We start from the raw sequence: 21020 nt of genomic DNA, 5'->3' as shown, positions 1-21020 counted from the left end.
TGGTGAAGAGTTGGACGATGAGACACAAGAAATGTATAAAAAATACACTGAAGAAGAGATAAATATGATGAGAGAAGAAGTTATTACTAAAAGGGCGCTCTTTGAATTAACAAGCATTATTCCTCTTTATCATCAAGCTTTAAATGTTTTTATTAATCAATATAGACATATTAGAAACGATTTCTTTGTCGAACCTTTAACGATTCACACTCTAAAAGGAACATTTGTGGAAACTTTTGTAGATGACAATTTATACGAACAAATTAAACATGCTGGTAAAGTTTCTTCTATCATTACCCATAGTCAATGGATGCCTGAAATTTTACTAGCTGAGTTACAAGAACTGAAAAATCGATTGATCTCTTATTACACGGTTAACCCTTCAAAGGAATTAATTATTACGGCTAGAAACTTATTAGAAAGAGGAGAGTATCGATCAGCTGTCATTGAAGCAAATGCTGCTTTAGAAATAGCAGTTGCGGAAAAAATAACAGATAAAATGAAAGCGAATGGCGACAGCGAAGCAATAATTGATGCCTATTTGTCAGGAACAGAAACAAACTTTTATCGAAGATGTGATTATCAACTAAAGGAAAAGACTTTTTCTTCTTTTGTGATGGATAATTCGACTCTATGGAATGTTATTAACACGCACAGAAAAACATTTAGGCACAAAATTGCTCATACCGCTTTAACCCCACCGTCTAATGAAGTGGAAGGAATAATTAATGATTATGAGAGCGCAATACAATGGATTGAGTCTCTATAATATGTAAGGCCTTTACTAAGGGAATATTAATTTTATAAATCATAATGGATCAGCAGTTCTTCGATAAAAGACTTCTCTAAAGAGGCTATTGACAGTCTATTTTGAGTTTAGTATGATAAGTAAAATAATTCCAATACGATAAACACATGGAACAGGAGTACTAAGAAACTTTTATTGCTAAGAGAGCTGCTAGTCGCTGAAATGCAGCCAATAAAATTTCCCAACTCGCCTGTGAGTGGTCAGGCTGATAAGTAAGTCTGAACGGCTGACTCCCGTGATAAGTTTTTAAGAAGGTCTGCGAAAATACGGCAGGCTGAGAAGAGTGGTACCGCGCTAGGAAAACCTATCGCCTCTTTATGAGGTGATGGGTTTTTTTGTTTTCTAAAACTATGATAAAGGGGAGAAATGGGATGACAGAAAAAGATTGTTTTATTTGTCAAAAGCACAATGAGGAGATCCAAACTGTCGGAGTAAAAATTTTCGAAGATGATTATTTATACGTTGGGCATATCGATAAAGCAAAAAAGGACAATTACTTGGGGCATATCATGATCGATTTGAAACGGCATGTGGCTACGCTTGCAGAAATGAACCCAGCGGAAGCGAAGGCATTTGGGGTGATGATGGCCAGAATTAGCAAGGCGTTGATGGAATTGGAACAAGCCGAGCATGTCTATGCGCTGGTATCCGGCAATTCGGTCCCACACCTTCATATGCATTTGGTTGCACGTTATCCAGGTACACCCGAAGAATTTTGGGGACCATTAGATGTATACGACTCACCGAATGCCCGGATGGGAGACAGTGGAGAAGTGATTGAACTTTGCAACAGAATCAAAGCTTTCATGGAGGTTAATTCATATGAGTAATGTCCTTCATAAGAACGAATTCAGCTGGGTGGGAAGCCAATCTAATTATGTTGATGAGATTGATGTCGGCCAAATACAGAATGTAACAGTAGGGCGGTTCGGAGGTAATTCAACTGCGGGTCAATATAAGAACGAAGATGGATGTCTGGTTTGGACCAATGAAAAAGAAGACTGGGAATTTGTTGTTCTTTTAGATGCCCATCAAACTGCTGAAAGTGCAGAACTCGTAATATCAGAGATAAACTCATTAAAAGATGCTATCCAGAACAATTTGACGTTGCCGATCAAACAAGCATTTGAACAAACAGCAGAGACGCTGTTAACTACATTTGACAGTCCCCATTTCAAAAAAGCGTGTGGGAAAATACACGGGGAAACAGCGGTTTTATGTGTGGTCCGGAAAGGGAAGTTTCTCTGGTGGTTATCTATCGGAGATTGTCTTCTTTATCTGTTCCATCCAGAACTAAAAGCGTTGAATGAAACCCAACAAAATCACCGCAGCTTTTATGAATGGATTGGACAAGTGAATACATTTGACCTAGCGGTTCCCTGTTACAGCGTCGGAACCAAAGAATTAAGGAAAGGGAAGAATCACATATTGTTGACTACTGATGGGCTTGTTGAATGTCCAAATACCAACTTCTCGAATCCGATTGAGGTCGGCAAACCATTTGAAATCCTTTCGAATGAACAAGGAGTACAAGCCTTGCTAGAAGAAATCAAAGAAAAGAATGTCCGTGATAGTACGACAATCTTATCTTGGTTCATAGACATAGACGTTGATTCAACTCGCCCAAGCAATGCGTGATATAGCAAAGTAAACTTACTTAATTCATGTTTGTTATTAGTTTACATATCGCAGCTTATCGGAAGCTGCATCACTGGAACTCTAAATTTAAGGTATCACACCATATCTTATATGAATGAACAAACCAACTACTGCGACTAAAAGTGAAAAAAACTAATTTAATTAATAATAAAACCAGAAGCGTTAAGCTCCTGATTTATTAATTCATAAAGTTAATTTAAAAGAGAAATGAAGAGAATGAAAAAACCAATTCCATTACAAGTAGTAACAATGTTGCATGGGACTACGGATGATTTCAAATGATAGAAATAGCAGACATCTAGTGGTTAATCTGCTGATTTTTGGTGTTCTCCGATTTCTTTTTTGTGTAAAGAACATAAACAGCATTAATAATGAATAACACTATTGCGGATGTTAAAAAGCTAAGTATTCCAACTGTATTAAGACCAGTTATTAAGTAGAAAATAGTAGCTAAAAAAAACGCAGTAAAGCCAGCCAAACTAAGTTTCCATTGTGAATTTTCTATTCTCTCCATACCAATACCCCTCCTTATCATACAAATGGCAGTTATCTCAAGATTTACTAGTTATGAATTCTTAAGTTGAACTAGTTTTAAAACAAAAAGATTCAATAATTTTAAAACTATTCAGAAAATTATTTAATCTTATTATAACAAATCAATAATTTTTTTCAATCTTTAAAAGGATATTTTTGGAAATTGATTGTAGGATATATATAATTGTAAAGAATTTTGATCCAGTCCTAAATTTAACATTACAAAAGATAAGTAAGTTTCAATTGAAGTTTCTACTTGTGATATAAGTGAGATTTGGTTTACATATCATCAGTTATCGGGAGGAAAGGAGCTGAATATAAAGTTCCTTTCCTTTTTTCTGTTATCCTGTCCTGTTTTAGTAAAGATTTAAATAAGTAACAAATTGAAGGTCACAATAACCTCTATTTAAAAAATCAGGATAAAAACAGAAATTTTATTCGATTGTGTTATTGTATTTATATGGAACTTGTTCTAAATATAGTAACAGTCTTACCTTTAACATCTGAACTAATTTCGTGTTTGATTTATACATACCTAAAGTCGAGAAGAATGAAAAAATTACCTATAGCAAGTGAGGCTACTGACATTAATGAGAGAAGTAACTTTGGAAGTTAATAATCTAGCAAAGAAATACATAGGTAAAGGGTTCGAAGTTGAGGCATTAAAAGGTATATCGTTCAAGTTATATGCAGGGGAATTTGTCGCAATTATGGGGACGAGTGGCTCCGGAAAAAGCACGTTGCTTAATGTAATCGGCGCATTAGATGAACCGACCAGCGGCACAATACGATTGAATGGAGTAGATTCGGAAGGATTCTTTACAGAACCGAAAGCGACGGATTATCGCCGTGAGAACATCGGATTTATCTTCCAAGCCTATAACTTGCTGAAAGACTTAACGGTGGAAGAAAATATTTCGCTGCCGTTGCTCTTGAAAGACGAATCAAAAGAAACCATTGATCGAAAAACAACTCGTATGATTGAACGGATGGGGTTAACTCAGTGGAAAGCACATCGTCCGGTCCAATTATCGGGTGGGCAGCAACAACGAATCGCCATTGGTCGGGCACTCATTGGTGAACCACCGATATTGTTGGCAGACGAATTGACGGGGAATTTAGATGCCAATACATCTGAAGAAATATTAGAGGTATTGACTTCTATGAAGGAAGAACTGAACCAAACCATACTTGTGGTGACGCATGACCCGAAAGTCGCAACTTATGCAGATCGAGTCCTATTTTTCCATGACGGTGCCATCATCAACGAATACGAATGTTCCGGCAAACAGGATCTTGAACACATTATGAAAATCTCTCAGGATATTTTAAAAGGTTCTGCCGTATGAAGTCACTCAATCAGTTAGCATTCCGTTTATTTAGAGAAAACAAATTTTTGATCTTTACCTCGGTTATGAGTATTGCCATCGCTGTGTCTCTTGTAATAACGATGACTCTATTTGCCGTCAATGCCAAACAAACCCTTCAAGAGGATCTGCGAAAGATGTATGGCGATATGGACCTAGCTCTTGTCTATAGCGATGACAATCCGGTGGAAGATGAACAGAAGTTATTGGAATTGATATCGGACCATCCTTCGACAATTAATGTGTCGCAAGCACTGGTTACCCAAACGTATGTAGCGCCGCTAGGTGGAGAAGTTTACACACTGGGAATCGAAAACGATCCTATTGCAAAAAGTAGGTATAAAACAAGTGTAGATTTAACGGAAGACACAGTCGTCATTACAGAAAATTTAGCTGCGTCGCTCAAGCTTTCAATCGGCGATCAAATCGAAATTGAAGACGATTCATTTGAAATTGCTGAAATTTTAAAGAACGCTCAAGGAACAGGAATTGCTCCTGACATGGTGATTTTCGCATTAGAGAGAGCGAAGTTGTTTCACAATAAGGAACTGTCTCATCTTAACAATGAAACAACTGCTTTAATGGTGAAAACTGCAGAAGAAACCGACTTGATCGCCATGGCGAATGAATTCAAAAAGATTCAGCCGGATTTGCGAGTGGACATTATTGAAGAGGATCAAGCAGCAAAAAATAACGTGAACTCCCTGACGTTATTTACTGTTGTTCTTTCCTTCCTTATTTTGATTGTCACGGCCATCATGGTCATTTCCAATTTCGACTTATTCATCTATAAGAATAAAAATCAGTTTGCAATTATGCGGGCACTTGGAGCGAAAACAGCGCAACTAGCTAAGATCACCCGAATCCAAAGCACGATGATTACCATTGCAGGCGCTTTGCTCGGGTTGGCGATTGCTTATACAGCGGACCAATTCCTGCAGCCAAGTTTTGGGCGATGGTTTTCGGTTTCCTTAACTCGAATGTCATTTGCATGGGAAGTAGCAATTCCCGTGCTCGTTGTAGCGAGTCTAGTGATTCAACTGTTCCTCTATCTCCCAGTACTCAAATCATCAAAAATCTTGCCCTTAACGATTCTTCAGGAAAATGAAGAGCTCGATTTTAAAAACAGTGGAATGCAAAAGGCAGTAATCAAAATCCTAGGGATTTCATCCCTTGTATCGCTGCTGTTTGGCGTTATACTCGCCGTAGATGAAAGCGCGAGCGCTATACTGATTTTATTGAGTGGTTTTTTGTTGTTAACGGGTCTTTTCTTAGCATTGCCGATGTTGCTTACCAGTCTATTAAATGTACTAATACCAGCGTCTTGGAAATTCTTCTCCCGCAATGTGTCAATTGCGCTTCAGAATTTAAAGCCGCAAGTCAAAAAGAATAGCTTCGTGATCCTCTCGATTAGCGTTGTCATGATTATCGCTGTTTTTGGTTCAGTTATGCTGAGTACGATTAAGCAGAATAACACAGATTATATCAATGAACAGTTTCCTACTCCTGTAGTCATTACAAGTCGAATTCAGCAATCTGAAATCGATCCGATACAATTGAGCGAAGAAGTACGTAACCAAGTCCAAAGCGCGCAAGTCGCTTCTGTTAGCACTTTTGGTGGGGGAGAGTTGTTTGTTGAAGATGGGACGAGGTCTTTCGACTATACGCTGGGAGACTTAAAAGCGCTTGAGAGTATGAAAGTCATATCGGAAGTCGGAAAAGAGGATTTAGCAACCGCAGCGATTGTATCTCCTGTCTTTGCTAAACAACATGATGTAAAAGTCGGTGATTCCTTAGAAATTGGGATCTACTCAGATGAAAAGCAACGTGCAGAATATGTGACGACAATGGTTGTAAGTGCAGTTTCTGACGCAGTTGGCAATGGAGAAGTTCTTTTTGATTGGCAGGCGAAGGCGTTAAATACTTCTTCTACTAACTTTAATAAAGCATATGTAAATGCAGTTGATGAATCCCTGGCGATGAGTTCTCTTGAAACCCTAACCAGTATGTATCCAGAACTCATAGTCAATACGCATGCTGTTGCACTGAAAGAAGCTTCAGACATGTTTTTGCAGCGCTGGGCCATCTTCATTTTGGTTCTGATTATACTGGTTGTTTCTGTCATGGCAGGTGTCCTGAATACCCTTCTGAACAACATACTGGCTAAACGAAAAGAGTTTGCGGTACTCCGAACAATCGGAGTCAGGCCAATGGGAATCGTGAAAATTATTGTCACACAGATCTCTTTTTATCTGTTGATTGGCCTTGTTTTCGGCGCGTTATGCGGATTGGTGTTTTCTCTTATCGTGTCACTGATTGATTCGGGTAGAGTCGCCTTCGACTTTCCATTGATATTGGGAGTAGCAGTGAGTATGTGGGTTGTTAGCTTGCTTATCTTTATACCCGTAGGATGGGTTATGGGAAATAAAAAAATAAGTATGGAAATCCTAAGTGACAATAAGTAAAGGGAATTCAAGTGCTGATAAATAGGTTTACATATGACACCTTATCGGAAGAGAACCAGCTCAAACATGGGTTTCTTCTTTTTCTTTATACCTGGGAAAGTGCACTTCAAAGAAGAATTTTAATATAGGGTTAATTACTATGAAAGCTTATTAAGATGGGTATTTACTAATTTGTTACAGTTGTGATAATATTATGGGAATTATAAAAAGCGTTGAAGAGAGAAGTACCTAAGGATCGATGATTTAAAGAGAGCTCCGGTTTGCTGAAAAGGAGTAATGATCAACTTAGGGAAATAAAGTCTCTGAGCTTCTTGCCAAGCTAATCTTTTGGATTAGGGATAGCAAGACGGATTCCACCGTTATACGGATAGGGTATGATTGTACCCGATGAGATTGGCAGCAGCGATGCACCAATAAACTAAGGTGGTACCACGAAATGATAACTTTCGTCCTTAAGATTAAGTTCTTTGGGGTGGAGGTTTTTTATTTTGTTCTAGTAAAGGTTCGTTAACAATTAAAATCAGAAATGAGGAGAATAAATATGAATTCTATATTATTAAACGTGCCATCTGAATTACAAACAGAACGATTGCTACTGAGAGCTCCTTATTATTCGGGAGATGGAGACGCAGTAAATAGAGCAGTCAAAGATTCTATTACAGAACTAAGGCAGTGGTTGCCTTTCGCACAAGAAGTTCCTACCTCAGAAGAGACCGAGATCAGTCTTCGTGAAGCGCATATAAAATTTCTCGAAAGAGAGAATTTCCGATTCTTGATTTTTCATAAGGATTCTAAAGAGTTCATTGGAACAGCAAGCTTGCAGAGCGTGGACTGGGAAGTTCAAAAATGTGAGATTGGCTACTGGATCAATACGAAGTTTAGTGGCAATGGATATATAACCGAAGCAGTAAAAGCATTAATGGAATATGGTACTCATGAACTCGAGTTTCATCGACTTGAAATTAGATGTGAATCCACCAATCTCCCAAGTCGAGCAATACCCGAAAAACTGGGGTTCAACTTAGAGGGAATTCTTGTAAATGAAGATTTATCAGCAGACGGAAAAACTCTGACGGATACCTGTATATACGCGGTTACGCAAAAGAATTAATAATGCAATTTTTATAGCTCATTTTTATTGAATTGATTTACACACCATTAAGTTAACGGAAAAAGGAGATTTCACATGAAATTTTACGTTGCTTCAAGTTTTATCAATAAGGAACAGGTTAGATATGTGAATCAAAAATTAATCGATGTCGGATTTTTCCATACTTATGATTGGACGAAGAACAATCGCGCGTCCACGTTAAGTGAGTTAGAAAAGATAGGCGTGAAAGAGAAGAATGCTGTTATGGATTCAGATTTTGTAGTCATTCTGTTGCCGGGTGGAAAAGGAAGTCACATTGAGCTGGGCCTAGCCTTAGCTGGCGATAAAAAAGTGTTTCTCTATTCTCCAAATGATGAAATCAATGATGTATCGTTAACGAGTACATTTTACCATCTTCCAGAAGTTGAAAAGGTCATCGGATCGTTAGACGACTTAATTGGTTTAATTTGTTCGCAATTTAGTGCTACATTGACTTAAAAATAGCCATTTTTAAAGGGGTGTTTGGTATGAAAGTGACTTATCCTAAACCATTAACAAGAGGAGATGCAATCGGTGTAACAGCTCCTTCCAGTGGTGCAGAAGAGTCTCTGCATATTCTGTTGTCTAAAGCAAAAGAAAATGTAGAAGCACAGGGATACAAAGTAGTAATGGGTGAAACGGCTTGGACGCAACAAAAAGGAAGAAGTGCACCAAAAGAAAAACGAGCAGAAGAATTAATGTCTTTTTTGTTAGATGAAAATATCAGAGCCATTATTCCGCCTTGGGGAGGCAGTTTCGCCATGGAGATCCTCCCGTTAATGGACTGGGAGAAGCTGAAAGCTGTTCCACCGAAGTGGATACTAGGCTACTCAGATATAAGTACTTTCCTTTTTGCCTATTCAACGATAACCGGCAACGCTTCTGCTCACGGAACGAACTTTGTAGAATTATCGGCACCCCAATGGGATTCACTAACCTCAAGATGGACAGATGTGCTAAGTTGTCCGGAAAATGGAGAAGTAACGCAATACTCTTCTGATCACTATCAGTCCAGTTGGGAAAAGGTGTATAAAAATCCGGCGACTGGCTTTTATTTTGATTCGAAAACAGAATGGAAAACTTTGAGTGGAGATTCGCAAGTAGAGTTTTCAGGAAGGTTATTTGGAGGCTGTGTCAGTACGCTGCGTACACTTATCGGTACTCCTTTTGATCAAGTGGACGACTATGTTTCGAAGTATGCTTCTGAAGAAGGGGTTGTGTGGTATTTAGAAAGCGTGGGCTTGGATGCGATTAATATCTACCGGAGTTTATGGCAAATGAAACAAGCCGGTTGGTTCAAGCATACAAATGGCATCTTAATCGGAAGATCTTCTCGTTACTCGGCCAATCAAGATTTTCAACTAATTGATGCGCTGAATGACATATTTGCGGATCAACATATCCCTGTCCTATATGATGTGGATATTGGCCATGCACCGCCGCAAAACATTATAGTGAATGGAGCTTTTGGGAAGGTAACTTACAACAACTCAAAAGGAACTATCCAGATGGTTTATATATAGCTATTTCTTGAAATAATTGTGTTTACATATTGCTGGATTATCGGCAGCTGCAGGGTACCTTTTTTGTAAACTGTCCATTCAATGGGGCGCAGTTCAATCATGGAGCTAAATACTTTTTAGTTTACAATGGGTTGTAAATATAATGATGAGGAGGTTATGTAATGGGGAAGTATCCGTCTTTAAAAATTTTTTCAATCAAATAGCAGAGACTGCTATTTGATTGAAAAGTATTAGCTTCCGAATTATTATAAATAGGAGTCTTTGCTTATACCTTATATTAAAATTTTGAAGGGGCAAGGACATGAATTATATTAATGCAAAAAGTATATTACCTAAGGAAGTTCTAAAATTAATACAGAAATACGCGGATGGAGAATACCTCTATATTCCAAGAATAGAAGGTAAAGAAAAGTCGTGGGGAGAAAAAAACGAAACTAAAAGTAGACTAATAAATAGAGATAGAGAAATCTATAATGAGTATCAAAAAGGGCAAACTTATGCAGATTTATCAACAGCATATTTCTTATCTGTTAAAAGCATTCAAAGAATTGTTAATAAGGAAAAAAATATGGACTAAGAAGAAGGATATCAAATTCACATTTAATATCCTTCTCTTTTTTGCTCAAGTAAAATTCATAATTGATTTTTAGATAGGTATAAAAAGAATATTAGATTAAAGTTAAAGTATACAAATCAGTTTCAATAGGGGGAAGCAAGAATGGATTTTTATTTAAGGTCGAGAATAGAAGTAGACATAAAGGAATTTTTAGGCTGGAAGTATGAAGGTATATATTCATTTTATGATAACGATATTCAAAAAGAAAAGATTGAAGCTATCGAAAAAGCGACTAATTCTGACTATGCATTTACAGTAATTAATGAAGTTGATGAAATTGTTGGCAACTGTGAATTTTTCTATGTAAATGAAGAAGATGAAGAAGAAATTTTAGCGGTAAGTGTTCAAATGAAGCCATCATTGACAGGCGAAGGTTATGGCACGGAATTCTTTAAAGCAATTATAGAGCAAGGAAAAGAGCGTTTTCATTACAACTACTTAGAGCTGATGGTTGTTGAATTTAATATGCGGGCAATCCGTGTTTATGAAAAATTAGGTTTTCTCATAAAAGAAGAATTTGAAAATGAAATAAGAGGGGAAAAGTATAGATTCTTAATAATGGGGAAGCAAATGGATTGATGTTTCTGTCCTCAAGTAACGGATAGTGAGCTCTTAAAGCTAGAGCTTTATTTATGCAGCTAATTGGCTGGGATATGTCCGGTATTGCACCTGACTCATGCCGGTCAATTTTTGTTTAATGCGTTTGTTGTAGAAGTAGGTTATGTATTGTTCGATCTGTTGTTTTAAACGGTGATTGTTTAACATATGAGGGTTTATTGTTAGGGAAGTGACTTCATAGAATGTCTCTTCTTTTTTCGTTCATGTAAGTGTACTTTTACGAACGCTTTTGACGCTAACATAACTAGGAAAAAAATATACAATTTACTATATTTAGAATATACTTATTTTATTATTTCAAATGAGGTGAATGGAATGTCTTATCCGATTGTTCGAAGTAATTAGTTCTCGGGCTGGAAAAAACGCGTACCAGCTGTAAAGGGGGTAGTGTGCCTATTTTCAGCAGAGAAGCTAGACTTGGAACGAAATCGATAAGCATTTAAACATTTGAAAGGTGGAACTACAATGAATGAGATCGAATACAGAAAATTTTATGAGAATGTTGGAAATTTAAATGGATGGGATTTTAGTCAATTACAAGTTGTAGTGGATGAACCAAAATGGGACTTTTACGATGAAGTAAAAAAACGATCTAGAAAAACGACTGTCCTCTTGGATATTGGGACAGGTGGGGGAGAAAATGTCTTGACTGTTTCCTCCTCGTTTCTGCTGATTGTTGGAATTGATTTATCACATGGGATGATTAAAACGGCTAAAGAAAATATAGAGATGTCTAATATCCCAAATGTGCGTTTTTTTCAGATGTCTTCGGAGAGTTTACAATTCCCTTCAGGATTCTTTGACATGGTTTCGAGTCGCCATGCGCCATTCGTTGCAAGTGAAGTGGCTGATGCGCTGAAGACGGGTGGCCTATTTTTAACCCAGCAAGTGAGTGAAGCTGATAAATTAAATATCAAAAATGCATTCGAAAGAGGACAATCCTTTGGCGAAGTTGACGGCACATTAAGAGAAAACTATGTACAGGAACTAAAGGAAGCAGGATTTTCAAATGTACAAGTCTATGAATACAATATCAAAGAGTACTATCAAAGACCTGAGGATTTGATCTTCTTGTTACAGCACACGCCCATTATTCCCAATTTTGGGAGGGAGCCCGAGGACTTTTCTCGTTTGAATGCCTTTATCAAAAGCAGCCAGACTGACAAAGGAATTTGCACCAATTCAAAACGATTTTTGATTGCAGCTCAAAAGTAAGGTCACACTATAAATTTAAAGCAGTCGAAACCATCTTTTCTAAGATGGTTTCTTTTTAAATAAAATGTGCTTTTACGAACGGTTTAAACCAGAAGAATATACGAATTATAAATGACAGTGGATTCACTATGCTTAGTTAAAACAGAATCTATATTTCAGATACGAATCTTGAATTTATTGATATACTAAAATCTAGAAGAAGAGGAGGTAATTAGGACGAAAATCTTTTCGAAATCTTTATTAGGAGCAACTGCTATCCACGGCATTTATTTCGTGACTACTTTTGCAGTAGGGTATGTAAAAACGCTGAACTATAAACCAGATTGGGAAGCTGTTTGGACAAACGTAGAAAATCTGCAAAGCGAAGTTGCTTTCGGTTATGCACCTTCTTCTTATCTGTACGTAGGTTCGTTTTTAGTAACAGTATTAGCGTGTGGAATTATTTTAAAAAGGCATGAAAAATTCTCCTCGAATTCTTCTGAAACAGGGGGATCATAAACCTTTGATTATTAGCGAATCTGAATGTAACTTAAGTGCAGTTAAGTTACATTCACTTCAGTTTTAAATAATAGATTTAAATTGGGATTTTAGGGAATAAGTTTAAAAACAACTTGAAAAAATTAGGATGGAAGAAAATACTCGTCTGCCAAAACTGTGGCCATCAATGGGGGTTTAAAGACACCTTAAAAGTAGCTTTTAAATTTGATGGAAGTACTGAATAAAAACGCCCTCATTGCGAAAAAACAATACGTTTTTAAAAGCTCAAAAACCAAGACTGGCATTATCGGTATAGTTACGGTAATACTACCAGCTATGCCATTTACCCTCATCGATTGAGACATGGAAACTTCTTTACTAATAGCTCTGCCGATTGTGCTCGTATTCATACTCTTCAGCCTTTTTTTGATGGAATTATCTAATGAGCGAGAAACCGTTCGTTAAATAATAGACAGGGAGGAATTTTTTGTTTGCCAAATTGAAAACCATTGCCTTAACAGCCATTCTGGTTGGAGCTATTCTTCTTATTTTTAAAATTGAGGAAACATTTTATTTGTATAATGCACCCTCTATTTTAATCATCGCCGGTTTTATATTTTTGGTTATCTCACTTATCTCACAGTTGGCTACTAACAAAGAACAGAGCCTCTTGTGTAGAGTTGGCTTGCATAAGTATGAACGGATTGGTCGAGACAGTGAGATTCCAGCAATGTTTATTTACAAATGCGAGAGATGTGGTAAGCGGAAAAAAGCTATCTCAGTAACTTAATTGAATAGACTCTACAAAGATCGTCTTAAAAGTTGGTCTTTTTCTTTATGAATGAATGTAACTTAATGTGAATTATGTTACATTCGAAACTTTGATTTAGTTGAAAAATATTAGTTAGAGGAGAGGTACTATTCTTAAAATTATTCGGATCATTCTACAAGTAGTCGGAGTTGGATTTGCAGCCTATGTTCTATGGAGTCAGGACTTTACATTAATGCCATATCTCATGCTGATTCTAGGTGTTTTGACGTTGGTAGCAGGTTTTGAAAGAATCCAGAGGGATCGAAAAGAGTTTTGGGGGTACATGCTTGTCGTTATATCCTTGTTTATTTTCTTTGTTTCAGCACAAGGATTCATAGTAAATGCTTAAAGATTTTCCTAGATGTGAATGTAACTTATTACCAAGTAAGTTACATTCACATTCTAGTAACAGGTTTAGTTAGAACTCATACGAAAAGCCTTCTGTAAGAAAGGCTTTTCGCTGTAGTTATGTAATTGAAAATAAGGAATTTTGTTAAAGAGTTTGATTGCTGGGCTAGACAATACCCCAAAAATCAGTCGCAAATAATAAAATAACCAGTGCCAATATGAAAGCTGATTGACAAATAGTAAAAATATAGGCATTTGGATTCTTCGCATATCTTTTTTCCATGACTGCCCTTATGATTTCACTGAGAAATACGAGTACAACTAATAAAAACCAGGGTTTTAAAAATTGATAAGGTTCTCGAGGAATCATGGCTGCGTTAACAAAGCCTCCTGTTACCATTACAACAATAAAAATAATTCGAATAGTCCAATCGATTTTTCTGTGCTTATCATTTATATGGTTATGAGAGAAAGCTTTTCGTTTCTCGACTCCTAACCACCGGCGCATAATGGCGTTAAATGAAGTTATTAATACAAAGTAAACGGAGGCTAAGAGAAGCAACTTTAACCAGAACGATGCTTCAACTCCATACATAAAATCCTCTCCCTCGATGTTAAATTAGCTATCGTTACTATACTGATAAACTTCCAATAAAGATTCATTTTTTCAAAAAAGAGGAATTCAAAGAAAGTGTTTTATTGAATTTGAATGTAACTTAATAGCAATTAAGTTACATTCAAGAAAGCCCTCCATCTGGAAAGGCTTTTAATAAGACCCGTAAATTTATTGAGTGGTCCATTGGTGGAATCAGAGTAAAATCGAAAAACACAGACGTTTCTTTATTCATTCTTTTACCGTTTATCTTCAAAAAAGTTTATGTGTTCTTCTCTGCTACTTAGTTCAATGAAAAACGGATATAAACACATCACAATCACGGCTAAAATAGGAAATAAGCTCAATAAGATAACTTCTGATATATCAAAGAAAATTTGGAGAAGAAGTGGAAACAAGATAATAATAATTAAAAAACCGGTTTTAGTTCTGGACTTTTTCGTTTGATATTGTTTTTCCCCACAATAAGGACATATTATTGCTGGATCTAATGTCGTTGTTCTTTTAATCGTCTGCTTCCAGTTCCACTTGTTATGACAATTATCGCAAGTTGGCATTTTCAAAACTCCTTTGAGAGGAAATTTGTAATAGTTTTACAACGTAGATTCAAATTCACAATAACATACGTAATATCATTTCCCAAATAACGGAATTTTTGAAAGTAACTTAATCTTAATTAAATTACTTTCAAAACCTTTATTCTACTGGCTTCACCAGAAAATTATTCCGAACTAATTTCATTAGAAAAAAGGATACATTCAGAATGTTGTTTTGTAAGTTTTTAAAACTTGAATCTCAATAGATGTAGGGTTACATATCGCAGCTTATCGGAAGTCTATAAAAGCAAACTTTAGAAGATGCTGATCCTAAGCATATTCTTTTTTCCTTCGTATAGGTGAATTTTACCGAGCGATTTTATTGATTAGGTAAATAACTAATAAAAAATCTACCATTTTGGCATATGTTATAATTAAGTTGTCGGAAAATTCGACATACACCCAAAGCTTTTTTCATACAAAGGAGGTTGTTATTATGATTAGCAAATTGAATTTTCGTTTAACAAACACAAACACAACCATAAAGGGGAGTAAGTCTAGTTAGTTATAGTTTCCCCAAAAATTGAGAGGGGAATTTATTTGAAGCAACTATTACTAGTTATTGATGCACAACAAGAACTAATTGAAGGAAATCAGGAGGAAGCAGCTGTCTTTAACAAAGAACAGCTTGTCAGTAATATCAATTCAGCAGTTGAAAAGGCATTAACATCCAATATTCCAATTGTTTTTGTTAGAGATTTAGATGTAGCTGGAGGAAAAGGTGACGGCTTTCAAGTTCACAAAGATATTTATGTGCCTGCAGATGTAAATATTTTTGATAAAGCTGCAACAAATTCCTTTCATGGCACCGGACTTCTAGATCACTTGAAAATTGAAGGAACTGAACATGTGGTTATCATGGGATGTGCGACCCAGCATTGCATAGACAGTGCAGTTAGAACAGCTACTATTAGTGGTCTAGATGTCACGTTGGTGGGTAACGGACATTCGACTAAAGACAGTGAGTCTTTGAATGCAGAGCAAATCATAAAACATCATAATGAAACGCTTCATGGTCATTACAATGTGGATCATTTTTCGGTTGTTAGAGACGTTGAAGAAGACATATTTGCTCCTAATCATGATTCGTACAGAGAATAATAACTCATAAGAATAAGACTCCAGTTGAAATAGAGAATTGGCGTCTTATTCTTGTATTTGATTTAAAGAGAAGTTTAACGAGACTCGATTTCCAATGATTAAGTAAGTTAACATATCATAAGTTATCGGAAGCTTCATATAAAGGAAGAAGAATTAGCAAAAAAAAAAGTGAAAACAAGAGAAAGAGCAAACGCTTGGTACAAAGCGTTTGCCCTTCTTTAGTAATCCGAAATCTTGGCCATGTAAATTTCATTGTGCAATTTGTTATTGATGATCATTGATTTTCTACGAATGCCTTTCGGTTCATACCCAATTTTTTCGTAGAGCTTCCGAGCTGGGTTGTTTTCCTCTACAACAGTCAGTTCAAGACGACTGTTGGCTTTTGTGATAGCCCATTCCTCTGCTTTTTGAAGAAGAGAGGAATCGATTCCTTTGCCTTGTGCATCAGCTTGAACACCAAGGAGCAAGGCAGCACGGTGAGTGGCTTGCTTGGCCTCATTCGCCATAATCATCAAATAACCGACGTGCTTTCCATTTAAAATAGCTAGAAAGATGATCGAATGGCCGCTTTGATTCCACTCAATAATCTGCTTCCTCACTTTTTGTGTGGACAGTGCTCGTTCCCCTTTTCCATACAATAGAAAGTCCGATTCTCCTTCTATATTTTCTGCAAATCTGCTAGAAACCGGGCGTCACTATGTCCAGCAGGGCGAACTAGCAAGATATCCTCATTGGCATTATCATTATTACCGCCATTTTTAGCCAAAAGATCCATTCTTTCAAAACTGACATAATGATTTGGCTCGAACTCCTTGTCTATGTAGCCGCCATCGATCCAATCATGGAAATGCTTAGAGGGCGCTATTGTCTTTTTCCACCAACTTTGATTTAAGTAGGCACTATGAGGCAGGTTCTGCCCCATGATCTTTTCAATTTCAGTAAGGTGCAGCGTAAGGATTGGTTTTGTTGCCGCAGAAAAATAGTTTGCTAATGGAATGTATTTCTTTTCTAGCGTCATAGTTATTGATTTTAATTCCTTTCAATTGACATCATTTTTTTAGATAGTTGAATTACAACATTCTGTAACTTCTTTTGCTTCATCAATAGAAAGAGTTGAGTTATTTTTTAAGTTTCTTATCGTTCGATCAAACAATAGTTGTCTTTCTTCAAAGCGATAGTAATGCCGCCAATAAACAAACACTTCTTTGGCTATGCCCAATTTTTTTGAGCCTTCCACCGCATTCAATTCTTCTACCACACAAATTTCATACAGGATCTTTTTTAAAGATGTCTTGTGTTGACTCTCAATCGCACTTTTAAAATGCTTGTATTTCATTAGAGTACCTCCTAAATAATAGTGAAATAAAGAATCAACAGTTTGTAGATCTCTAGTTCAATCACTTCTATTTCGTATCATTCTATAATTTTTTAAAAAATCTTATGGATGGCAGATAACTTAAGCAGAGCTTTAGTGTTTTACCTGTAAGGAAAGAAGTTTCCAGTAAATCTCACCTGTTTGTAGTGATGTTCCATGCTCCCTGTGCTTCTAAAAAATTTTTAGAAGACACGATGAATATAAATGGAATTATGATTAAGCTATCGAAAGAAACGCACTGCTGAAATTCATGGTCAAATAGCTTATCACATTCTTCGATACAACCAGAACAACGAACTTGATATTCAAAAGAGATCTCTATTTATCATAAATGAGTCTTAGTATCTATTAAAAAGAAAGATATACAGAACTTATATACCCGTTATTTTTATTTTTATTTACATTTGCGAAAAAAATGAATCTTTTTACACTGAAATTTTTGTTTGAGTTTTTTTATGGTAGGATTAGGAAGAAAAAGTGAGGGGAATCATGGCATTTTTTCTGAAAAAGTACTACGTAATTATAGACGTGTCTTCTAAAACAGAAATTATAGACAATTGAAAAACTGAATGAGAAAATTTATTTTAGAGTGAAACTGAAAAGAATCGGTCAAACCAGTTAAAATCTATTTTGTCTAAAAGAAGTAAAGGGGTAAATTAGCATGAATTATTTCGTTGACCATCAAAAAAAGCGCATTCATCACAAAAATTTTGTGGGAGATCGATGTGGTTTTATGGACACACCGACCAAAGAAAGGGAATTCACAGATAAAAAATCATATATTGAACAGCTTGAAGAACAAAATTCGTACATGAATTGTCCGTATTGCCAATCGATCCAAATGTTGAACCAGTAGCTGTTTTTTATTTGCTTTGAAATAAGACATCGAAGGAATGAAAAGGAATTTACATATCATCAGTTATCGAGAGACAAGGAGCTTTAACATGAGCTTCTTCTTTTTTATTGAAAAGTGTATTTTTACAATGGGTTATTTTTTAACTAAATGTCATATTCAATTCTATTAAATGCTAGATTTTGTATTACTGAAAATATAAAACTTTCTCCAAACCACAATTCAGTGACCAGACCTTTGAGCTTATTGGGGAAAAAACCTTGTCATGACATTAGAGAGTCGAAACCTTGATTTCTTGAAGTCAGCATGTAAGTCAAAAGTTCTTCGGTAAAAATGTACAAATTTATAGTCCCTAGTTTCTTCTATTAATCTAATTGGTAGGAACAATTAGTATTTTTTATCATTAAAAACTAATAAATGATAAAAATATAATTAAAAAGGTTTAGGTATAAATCGGTGGGGAATGTTAAAAAGGCAACCTTATTACTGATAATTTACATATATATGGAATTTAGTATAGCTTATCATCATGTTTTACTAACTAATTTCATTTGATTAGAAAAAATGAATGAAATTGTGATCTATATCTATCTTTTATACGTTTAGTGGTAGTAGGGCTGTAAAAAGTCGTCAAAGAAACAAAAAAACAAGGGGGAAATGGAACATGAATTGGAAACAAGCAAAGAAAACCGTAGTAGCCGTACCATTAAGCGCAGTATTACTAGCATCAGCAGGAATCGGAACCGTAAGTGCATCGACAGGAAGCACGCAAGTCCCAGAGATGGCACCGACAGTTGAAACACCTGCAGCGCAGTTACGATCTGATTTGAGCAATTTACTATCAACGCATTTCATTTATCAGTCGGAAGTAGCGCTTCTGTCTTATCATGAAGCAAAAGAAGGCGGACCCACAGGTGAAGGGCTTGCAGAAGCTCAAGAAGAGCTTGAAGTAAATGGCGAACAATTAACAGAAGCTGTAAAATCCGTGTACGGCCAAGAAGCAGCCGATGCATTTGATAAAATTTTTGATACGCAATATGAAGACAGCGCGGGTTATGGTGCTGCTGTAGCAAGTGGCGATCAGGAAAAAATCGATCAAGTCAAAAAAGACTTGCTGACGACATTTCCAACTGATCTTGGAACTCTCTTGAGCCAAGCAACTGGTGGGAATCTTCCGAAAGATACCGCAATTTCAGTTCTTCAAGAACATGAAAAAGACGTAATGCAATTCCTTACTAATTCAATCGAAGGAAACTTCGAAGAAGCATATGCAGAATTTAATGAAGGCTATGAGCGCATGTTCACAGTTGGCACGGCATTATCGAGTGCGATTGTAACGCAAATGCCCGATAAATTTGAGAATTCGAAAGCTGTTACTCCAGCATCGGATCTAAGAGCGACATTTAGTCAGTTGTTGGGCGCACACTTCTACTACCAAACAGCCACTTCTGTAGAAGCATATAAAGCTGCTGCAGGCGAAGGCGGAGAAGCTTTTGAAGCTGTGAGTGAAATGCAAGAAGCTAATGCGGAACAAATGACAGCTGCTGTAAAATCACTTTACGGTCAAGAAGCTGCTGACGCATTCAACGAAATCTTTTCAACACAGTACGAAGACAGTGAAGCACTTGGCGAAGCAGTAGCTGAAGGCAACACGGAAAAAGTAAATGAAATTATGGATAACTTGTTGAATACATTCGCAGTTGATTTGGGCACTCTATTGAGTGGTGCGACAGAAGGAAAGCTTCCGAAAGAAACAGCGATTGCTGTACTCCAACAGCATGAACAAACTACTATTGATATTTTAAACAGTTACGTAGAAGGTGACTATCAAGCAGTTTATGAAACCTTTACAGAAGGTCACGCGTTGATGTTCACAATTGGTCAAGCATTGTCAGGAGCAATCGTGCAACAGAATCCTGAAAAATTTGCTGAAGCCCCAGGAATGCCAGAAACAGGAATGGGCGGAATGGCAGATTCAGGAACGATGAACTGGATGCTAGTAACGTTCCCATTATTGGCACTTGCAGGCGCTTTGATTTTCACAAGAAGAAAGTCGTTACAGGAATAAATAAATTAGTAGAGAGAGGAATCATTTCCTCTCTTTATTTTCTATAAAAGGAGTGACTATAATGACCTCAATCATCAAAAAAGCCTTCCTCTTCTATCTCCTCTTTCTTTTTGTCACCTTCAGTGGCAACCCTATTCAGGCTACCGAGTCTTCACCTTTAGAAGGCGATCTTGCTTTTCAACAAATGAAAGAACAAATCATACGAGAAAATAACAGCGTTGAACAACCAGTAGAACAAAAAAAACAGCAAAATAGTACAATTAAACTAACAGCAGAGCAAAAAATACAGCAAAAAGTTCTTACTATACAGTCGTCCTCTTCTTTAAAAGAACAACAAGTAATTGAAACGCCATTGGGCATTACTCCTGCATTGATTGAAATTCCTGCACTTGATGCACGGGCGGAAGTCATTGAGGTTGGCCAGACGGCAGATGGTAACATGGCGGCACCAGAAGATATTCACACGATTGGCTGGTACAATCTCGGAGCCAAGCCAGGAGACAATGGCAATGCCGTATTAGCCGGTCATGTAGATGGTCTCACGGGTCCTGGAACCTTTTACAACCTGAAAGAGTTAGAACCGGATGATAAGATTCACATTACGGGCACCGACGGCACAGAACTAACGTTTATTGTCGTTGATAAACAATCGTATCCACCAGAAGAGGCTCCATTGAATGAAATTTTCGGGAACAGTTCAACACCACAGTTGAATTTGATTACGTGTACAGGTATTTTTAATACAGCAATTGGTCATTATGAAGAGCGACTGGTAGTTTATACCGAATTGGTGGAAAATTAGTCGATAGGTCAAATGGAGTTCCTTTAAAATAGGAAGTTATAA

General features: G+C 36.7%; 25 protein-coding genes and 2 other annotated features. Of the genes, 18 read left to right on the top strand and 7 right to left on the bottom strand.

Annotation, left to right across the window (positions count from 1 at the left end):
• The 3 genes from MLE13_RS14725 to MLE13_RS14715 form a co-directional block, all read left to right on the top strand.
• The coding region (locus tag MLE13_RS14725) for a hypothetical protein (RefSeq protein WP_240750433.1) at positions 1-769 on the top strand (769 nt) is incomplete at its 5' end.
• A gap of 138 nt (positions 770-907) precedes the next feature.
• Positions 908-1126, top strand: a binding site (T-box leader).
• A 53-nt stretch (positions 1127-1179) separates the two neighbouring features.
• Positions 1180-1638 carry an HIT family protein gene (locus MLE13_RS14720; RefSeq protein WP_240750432.1) on the top strand — a complete coding sequence of 153 codons (459 nt, stop codon included), beginning with the start codon at positions 1180-1182 and terminating at the stop codon, positions 1636-1638.
• Positions 1631-2446 (top strand): protein phosphatase 2C domain-containing protein, encoded by an 816-nt coding sequence (locus tag MLE13_RS14715; RefSeq protein ID WP_240750431.1) that lies wholly within the window; start codon positions 1631-1633, stop codon positions 2444-2446. Before MLE13_RS14720 ends, MLE13_RS14715 begins: the two co-directional genes overlap by 8 nt.
• Before the next feature lie 319 nt (positions 2447-2765).
• Here MLE13_RS14715 and MLE13_RS14710 read toward each other — a convergent pair whose 3' ends face one another.
• Positions 2766-2981, bottom strand: a complete 216-nt coding sequence (locus MLE13_RS14710; protein WP_240750429.1) for a hypothetical protein — start codon at positions 2979-2981, stop codon at positions 2766-2768.
• 610 nt (positions 2982-3591) lie between these two features.
• Between MLE13_RS14710 and MLE13_RS14705 the strand changes: the two genes are divergently transcribed.
• The 7 genes from MLE13_RS14705 (at position 3592) to MLE13_RS14675 (ending at position 10680) form a co-directional block, all read left to right on the top strand.
• Positions 3592-4350 carry an ABC transporter ATP-binding protein gene (locus tag MLE13_RS14705; RefSeq protein ID WP_240750428.1) on the top strand — a complete coding sequence of 253 codons (759 nt, stop codon included), beginning with the start codon at positions 3592-3594 and terminating at the stop codon, positions 4348-4350.
• The gene (locus tag MLE13_RS14700; protein ID WP_240750427.1) at positions 4347-6833 is read left to right on the top strand and encodes an FtsX-like permease family protein; all 2487 of its coding nucleotides are present in this window, start codon (positions 4347-4349) and stop codon (positions 6831-6833) included. The genes MLE13_RS14705 and MLE13_RS14700 overlap by 4 nt, the downstream gene beginning before the upstream one ends.
• 203 nt (positions 6834-7036) lie before the next feature.
• Positions 7037-7290, top strand: a binding site (T-box leader).
• An 84-nt stretch (positions 7291-7374) separates the two neighbouring features.
• The gene (locus tag MLE13_RS14695) at positions 7375-7944 is read left to right on the top strand and encodes a GNAT family N-acetyltransferase (RefSeq protein WP_240750426.1); all 570 of its coding nucleotides are present in this window, start codon (positions 7375-7377) and stop codon (positions 7942-7944) included.
• Between the two features lie 75 nt (positions 7945-8019).
• Entirely contained in the window at positions 8020-8421 is a 402-nt protein-coding gene (locus tag MLE13_RS14690) for a group-specific protein (protein WP_240750425.1), read from the top strand.
• A 29-nt stretch (positions 8422-8450) separates the two neighbouring features.
• Positions 8451-9485 (top strand): S66 family peptidase, encoded by a 1035-nt coding sequence (locus tag MLE13_RS14685; RefSeq protein ID WP_240750424.1) that lies wholly within the window; start codon positions 8451-8453, stop codon positions 9483-9485.
• A 301-nt stretch (positions 9486-9786) separates the two neighbouring features.
• Positions 9787-10062, top strand: a complete 276-nt coding sequence (locus MLE13_RS14680; protein WP_240750423.1) for a CD3324 family protein — start codon at positions 9787-9789, stop codon at positions 10060-10062.
• A gap of 141 nt (positions 10063-10203) precedes the next feature.
• Positions 10204-10680 (top strand): GNAT family N-acetyltransferase, encoded by a 477-nt coding sequence (locus MLE13_RS14675; protein ID WP_240750422.1) that lies wholly within the window; start codon positions 10204-10206, stop codon positions 10678-10680.
• Between the two features lie 51 nt (positions 10681-10731).
• On the opposite strand, the gene MLE13_RS14670 is transcribed toward MLE13_RS14675, so the two are convergent.
• Positions 10732-10878, bottom strand: coding sequence for an IS3 family transposase (locus MLE13_RS14670; RefSeq protein ID WP_346429177.1), 147 nt, complete (start codon positions 10876-10878; stop codon positions 10732-10734).
• 306 nt (positions 10879-11184) lie between these two features.
• Between MLE13_RS14670 and MLE13_RS14665 the strand changes: the two genes are divergently transcribed.
• The 4 genes from MLE13_RS14665 to MLE13_RS14650 all read left to right on the top strand — a co-directional run bounded on the left by MLE13_RS14665 (position 11185) and on the right by MLE13_RS14650 (position 13571).
• A complete protein-coding gene (locus tag MLE13_RS14665; RefSeq protein ID WP_240750421.1) occupies positions 11185-11934 on the top strand; it encodes a class I SAM-dependent methyltransferase in 750 nt (249 codons plus the stop codon).
• 273 nt (positions 11935-12207) lie between these two features.
• Positions 12208-12432, top strand: coding sequence for a hypothetical protein (locus tag MLE13_RS14660; protein WP_240750420.1), 225 nt, complete (start codon positions 12208-12210; stop codon positions 12430-12432).
• 466 nt (positions 12433-12898) lie between these two features.
• Positions 12899-13201: a hypothetical protein gene (locus MLE13_RS14655; RefSeq protein ID WP_240750419.1), complete on the top strand. Its 303-nt coding sequence runs from the start codon at positions 12899-12901 to the stop codon at positions 13199-13201.
• A 214-nt stretch (positions 13202-13415) separates the two neighbouring features.
• A complete protein-coding gene (locus MLE13_RS14650; RefSeq protein ID WP_346429176.1) occupies positions 13416-13571 on the top strand; it encodes a DUF3953 domain-containing protein in 156 nt (51 codons plus the stop codon).
• 165 nt (positions 13572-13736) lie between these two features.
• On the opposite strand, the gene MLE13_RS14645 is transcribed toward MLE13_RS14650, so the two are convergent.
• Positions 13737-14165, bottom strand: coding sequence for a DUF4181 domain-containing protein (locus tag MLE13_RS14645; protein ID WP_240750418.1), 429 nt, complete (start codon positions 14163-14165; stop codon positions 13737-13739).
• Between the two features lie 257 nt (positions 14166-14422).
• Positions 14423-14740, bottom strand: a complete 318-nt coding sequence (locus tag MLE13_RS14640) for a TIGR04104 family putative zinc finger protein (RefSeq protein WP_240750417.1) — start codon at positions 14738-14740, stop codon at positions 14423-14425.
• 579 nt (positions 14741-15319) lie between these two features.
• Between MLE13_RS14640 and MLE13_RS14635 the strand changes: the two genes are divergently transcribed.
• Positions 15320-15880 carry an isochorismatase family protein gene (locus MLE13_RS14635; protein WP_240750416.1) on the top strand — a complete coding sequence of 187 codons (561 nt, stop codon included), beginning with the start codon at positions 15320-15322 and terminating at the stop codon, positions 15878-15880.
• Between the two features lie 218 nt (positions 15881-16098).
• On the opposite strand, the gene MLE13_RS14630 is transcribed toward MLE13_RS14635, so the two are convergent.
• Genes MLE13_RS14630 through MLE13_RS14620 form a run of 3 tightly spaced genes read right to left on the bottom strand, consistent with a single transcriptional unit; the run spans position 16099 to position 17216 of the window.
• Positions 16099-16518: a GNAT family N-acetyltransferase gene (locus MLE13_RS14630; RefSeq protein WP_240750415.1), complete on the bottom strand. Its 420-nt coding sequence runs from the start codon at positions 16516-16518 to the stop codon at positions 16099-16101.
• A 20-nt stretch (positions 16519-16538) separates the two neighbouring features.
• Positions 16539-16898: a DUF7662 domain-containing protein gene (locus MLE13_RS14625; RefSeq protein ID WP_240750414.1), complete on the bottom strand. Its 360-nt coding sequence runs from the start codon at positions 16896-16898 to the stop codon at positions 16539-16541.
• Positions 16899-16937: 39 nt separating this feature from the next.
• Positions 16938-17216: a hypothetical protein gene (locus MLE13_RS14620; RefSeq protein WP_240750413.1), complete on the bottom strand. Its 279-nt coding sequence runs from the start codon at positions 17214-17216 to the stop codon at positions 16938-16940.
• Positions 17217-17916: 700 nt separating this feature from the next.
• Between MLE13_RS14620 and MLE13_RS14615 the strand changes: the two genes are divergently transcribed.
• The 3 genes from MLE13_RS14615 (at position 17917) to MLE13_RS14605 (ending at position 20978) form a co-directional block, all read left to right on the top strand.
• On the top strand, positions 17917-18111 hold the full coding sequence (locus MLE13_RS14615; protein WP_240750412.1) for a hypothetical protein: 195 nt from the start codon (positions 17917-17919) through the stop codon (positions 18109-18111).
• A gap of 661 nt (positions 18112-18772) precedes the next feature.
• Positions 18773-20176: a hypothetical protein gene (locus tag MLE13_RS14610; protein WP_240750411.1), complete on the top strand. Its 1404-nt coding sequence runs from the start codon at positions 18773-18775 to the stop codon at positions 20174-20176.
• Between the two features lie 61 nt (positions 20177-20237).
• Positions 20238-20978: a class F sortase gene (locus MLE13_RS14605; RefSeq protein WP_240750410.1), complete on the top strand. Its 741-nt coding sequence runs from the start codon at positions 20238-20240 to the stop codon at positions 20976-20978.
• The last annotated feature ends 42 nt before the right edge of the window (positions 20979-21020 follow it).

This window comes from Planococcus halocryophilus (assembly GCF_022489025.1).
In the GTDB taxonomy this organism is placed as follows: Bacteria; Bacillota; Bacilli; order Bacillales_A; family Planococcaceae; genus Planococcus; species Planococcus halocryophilus_A.
This window is presented reverse-complemented; position numbering and strand designations above follow the sequence as displayed.

What these genes read in the sequence shown, in the direction of transcription:
- MLE13_RS14720 (WP_240750432.1), top strand. Translation starts at nt 1,180, where the DNA reads ATGACAGAAAAAGATTGTTTTATTTGTCAAAAGCACAATGAGGAGATC.
- MLE13_RS14715 (WP_240750431.1), top strand. Translation starts at nt 1,631, where the DNA reads ATGAGTAATGTCCTTCATAAGAACGAATTCAGCTGGGTGGGAAGCCAA.
- MLE13_RS14710 (WP_240750429.1), bottom strand. Translation starts at nt 2,981, where the DNA reads ATGGAGAGAATAGAAAATTCACAATGGAAACTTAGTTTGGCTGGCTTT.
- MLE13_RS14705 (WP_240750428.1), top strand. Translation starts at nt 3,592, where the DNA reads ATGAGAGAAGTAACTTTGGAAGTTAATAATCTAGCAAAGAAATACATA.
- MLE13_RS14700 (WP_240750427.1), top strand. Translation starts at nt 4,347, where the DNA reads ATGAAGTCACTCAATCAGTTAGCATTCCGTTTATTTAGAGAAAACAAA.
- MLE13_RS14695 (WP_240750426.1), top strand. Translation starts at nt 7,375, where the DNA reads ATGAATTCTATATTATTAAACGTGCCATCTGAATTACAAACAGAACGA.
- MLE13_RS14690 (WP_240750425.1), top strand. Translation starts at nt 8,020, where the DNA reads ATGAAATTTTACGTTGCTTCAAGTTTTATCAATAAGGAACAGGTTAGA.
- MLE13_RS14685 (WP_240750424.1), top strand. Translation starts at nt 8,451, where the DNA reads ATGAAAGTGACTTATCCTAAACCATTAACAAGAGGAGATGCAATCGGT.
- MLE13_RS14680 (WP_240750423.1), top strand. Translation starts at nt 9,787, where the DNA reads ATGAATTATATTAATGCAAAAAGTATATTACCTAAGGAAGTTCTAAAA.
- MLE13_RS14675 (WP_240750422.1), top strand. Translation starts at nt 10,204, where the DNA reads ATGGATTTTTATTTAAGGTCGAGAATAGAAGTAGACATAAAGGAATTT.
- MLE13_RS14665 (WP_240750421.1), top strand. Translation starts at nt 11,185, where the DNA reads ATGAATGAGATCGAATACAGAAAATTTTATGAGAATGTTGGAAATTTA.
- MLE13_RS14650 (WP_346429176.1), top strand. Translation starts at nt 13,416, where the DNA reads ATGCCATATCTCATGCTGATTCTAGGTGTTTTGACGTTGGTAGCAGGT.
- MLE13_RS14645 (WP_240750418.1), bottom strand. Translation starts at nt 14,165, where the DNA reads ATGTATGGAGTTGAAGCATCGTTCTGGTTAAAGTTGCTTCTCTTAGCC.
- MLE13_RS14640 (WP_240750417.1), bottom strand. Translation starts at nt 14,740, where the DNA reads ATGCCAACTTGCGATAATTGTCATAACAAGTGGAACTGGAAGCAGACG.
- MLE13_RS14625 (WP_240750414.1), bottom strand. Translation starts at nt 16,898, where the DNA reads ATGACGCTAGAAAAGAAATACATTCCATTAGCAAACTATTTTTCTGCG.
- MLE13_RS14620 (WP_240750413.1), bottom strand. Translation starts at nt 17,216, where the DNA reads ATGAAATACAAGCATTTTAAAAGTGCGATTGAGAGTCAACACAAGACA.
- MLE13_RS14615 (WP_240750412.1), top strand. Translation starts at nt 17,917, where the DNA reads ATGAATTATTTCGTTGACCATCAAAAAAAGCGCATTCATCACAAAAAT.
- MLE13_RS14610 (WP_240750411.1), top strand. Translation starts at nt 18,773, where the DNA reads ATGAATTGGAAACAAGCAAAGAAAACCGTAGTAGCCGTACCATTAAGC.
- MLE13_RS14605 (WP_240750410.1), top strand. Translation starts at nt 20,238, where the DNA reads ATGACCTCAATCATCAAAAAAGCCTTCCTCTTCTATCTCCTCTTTCTT.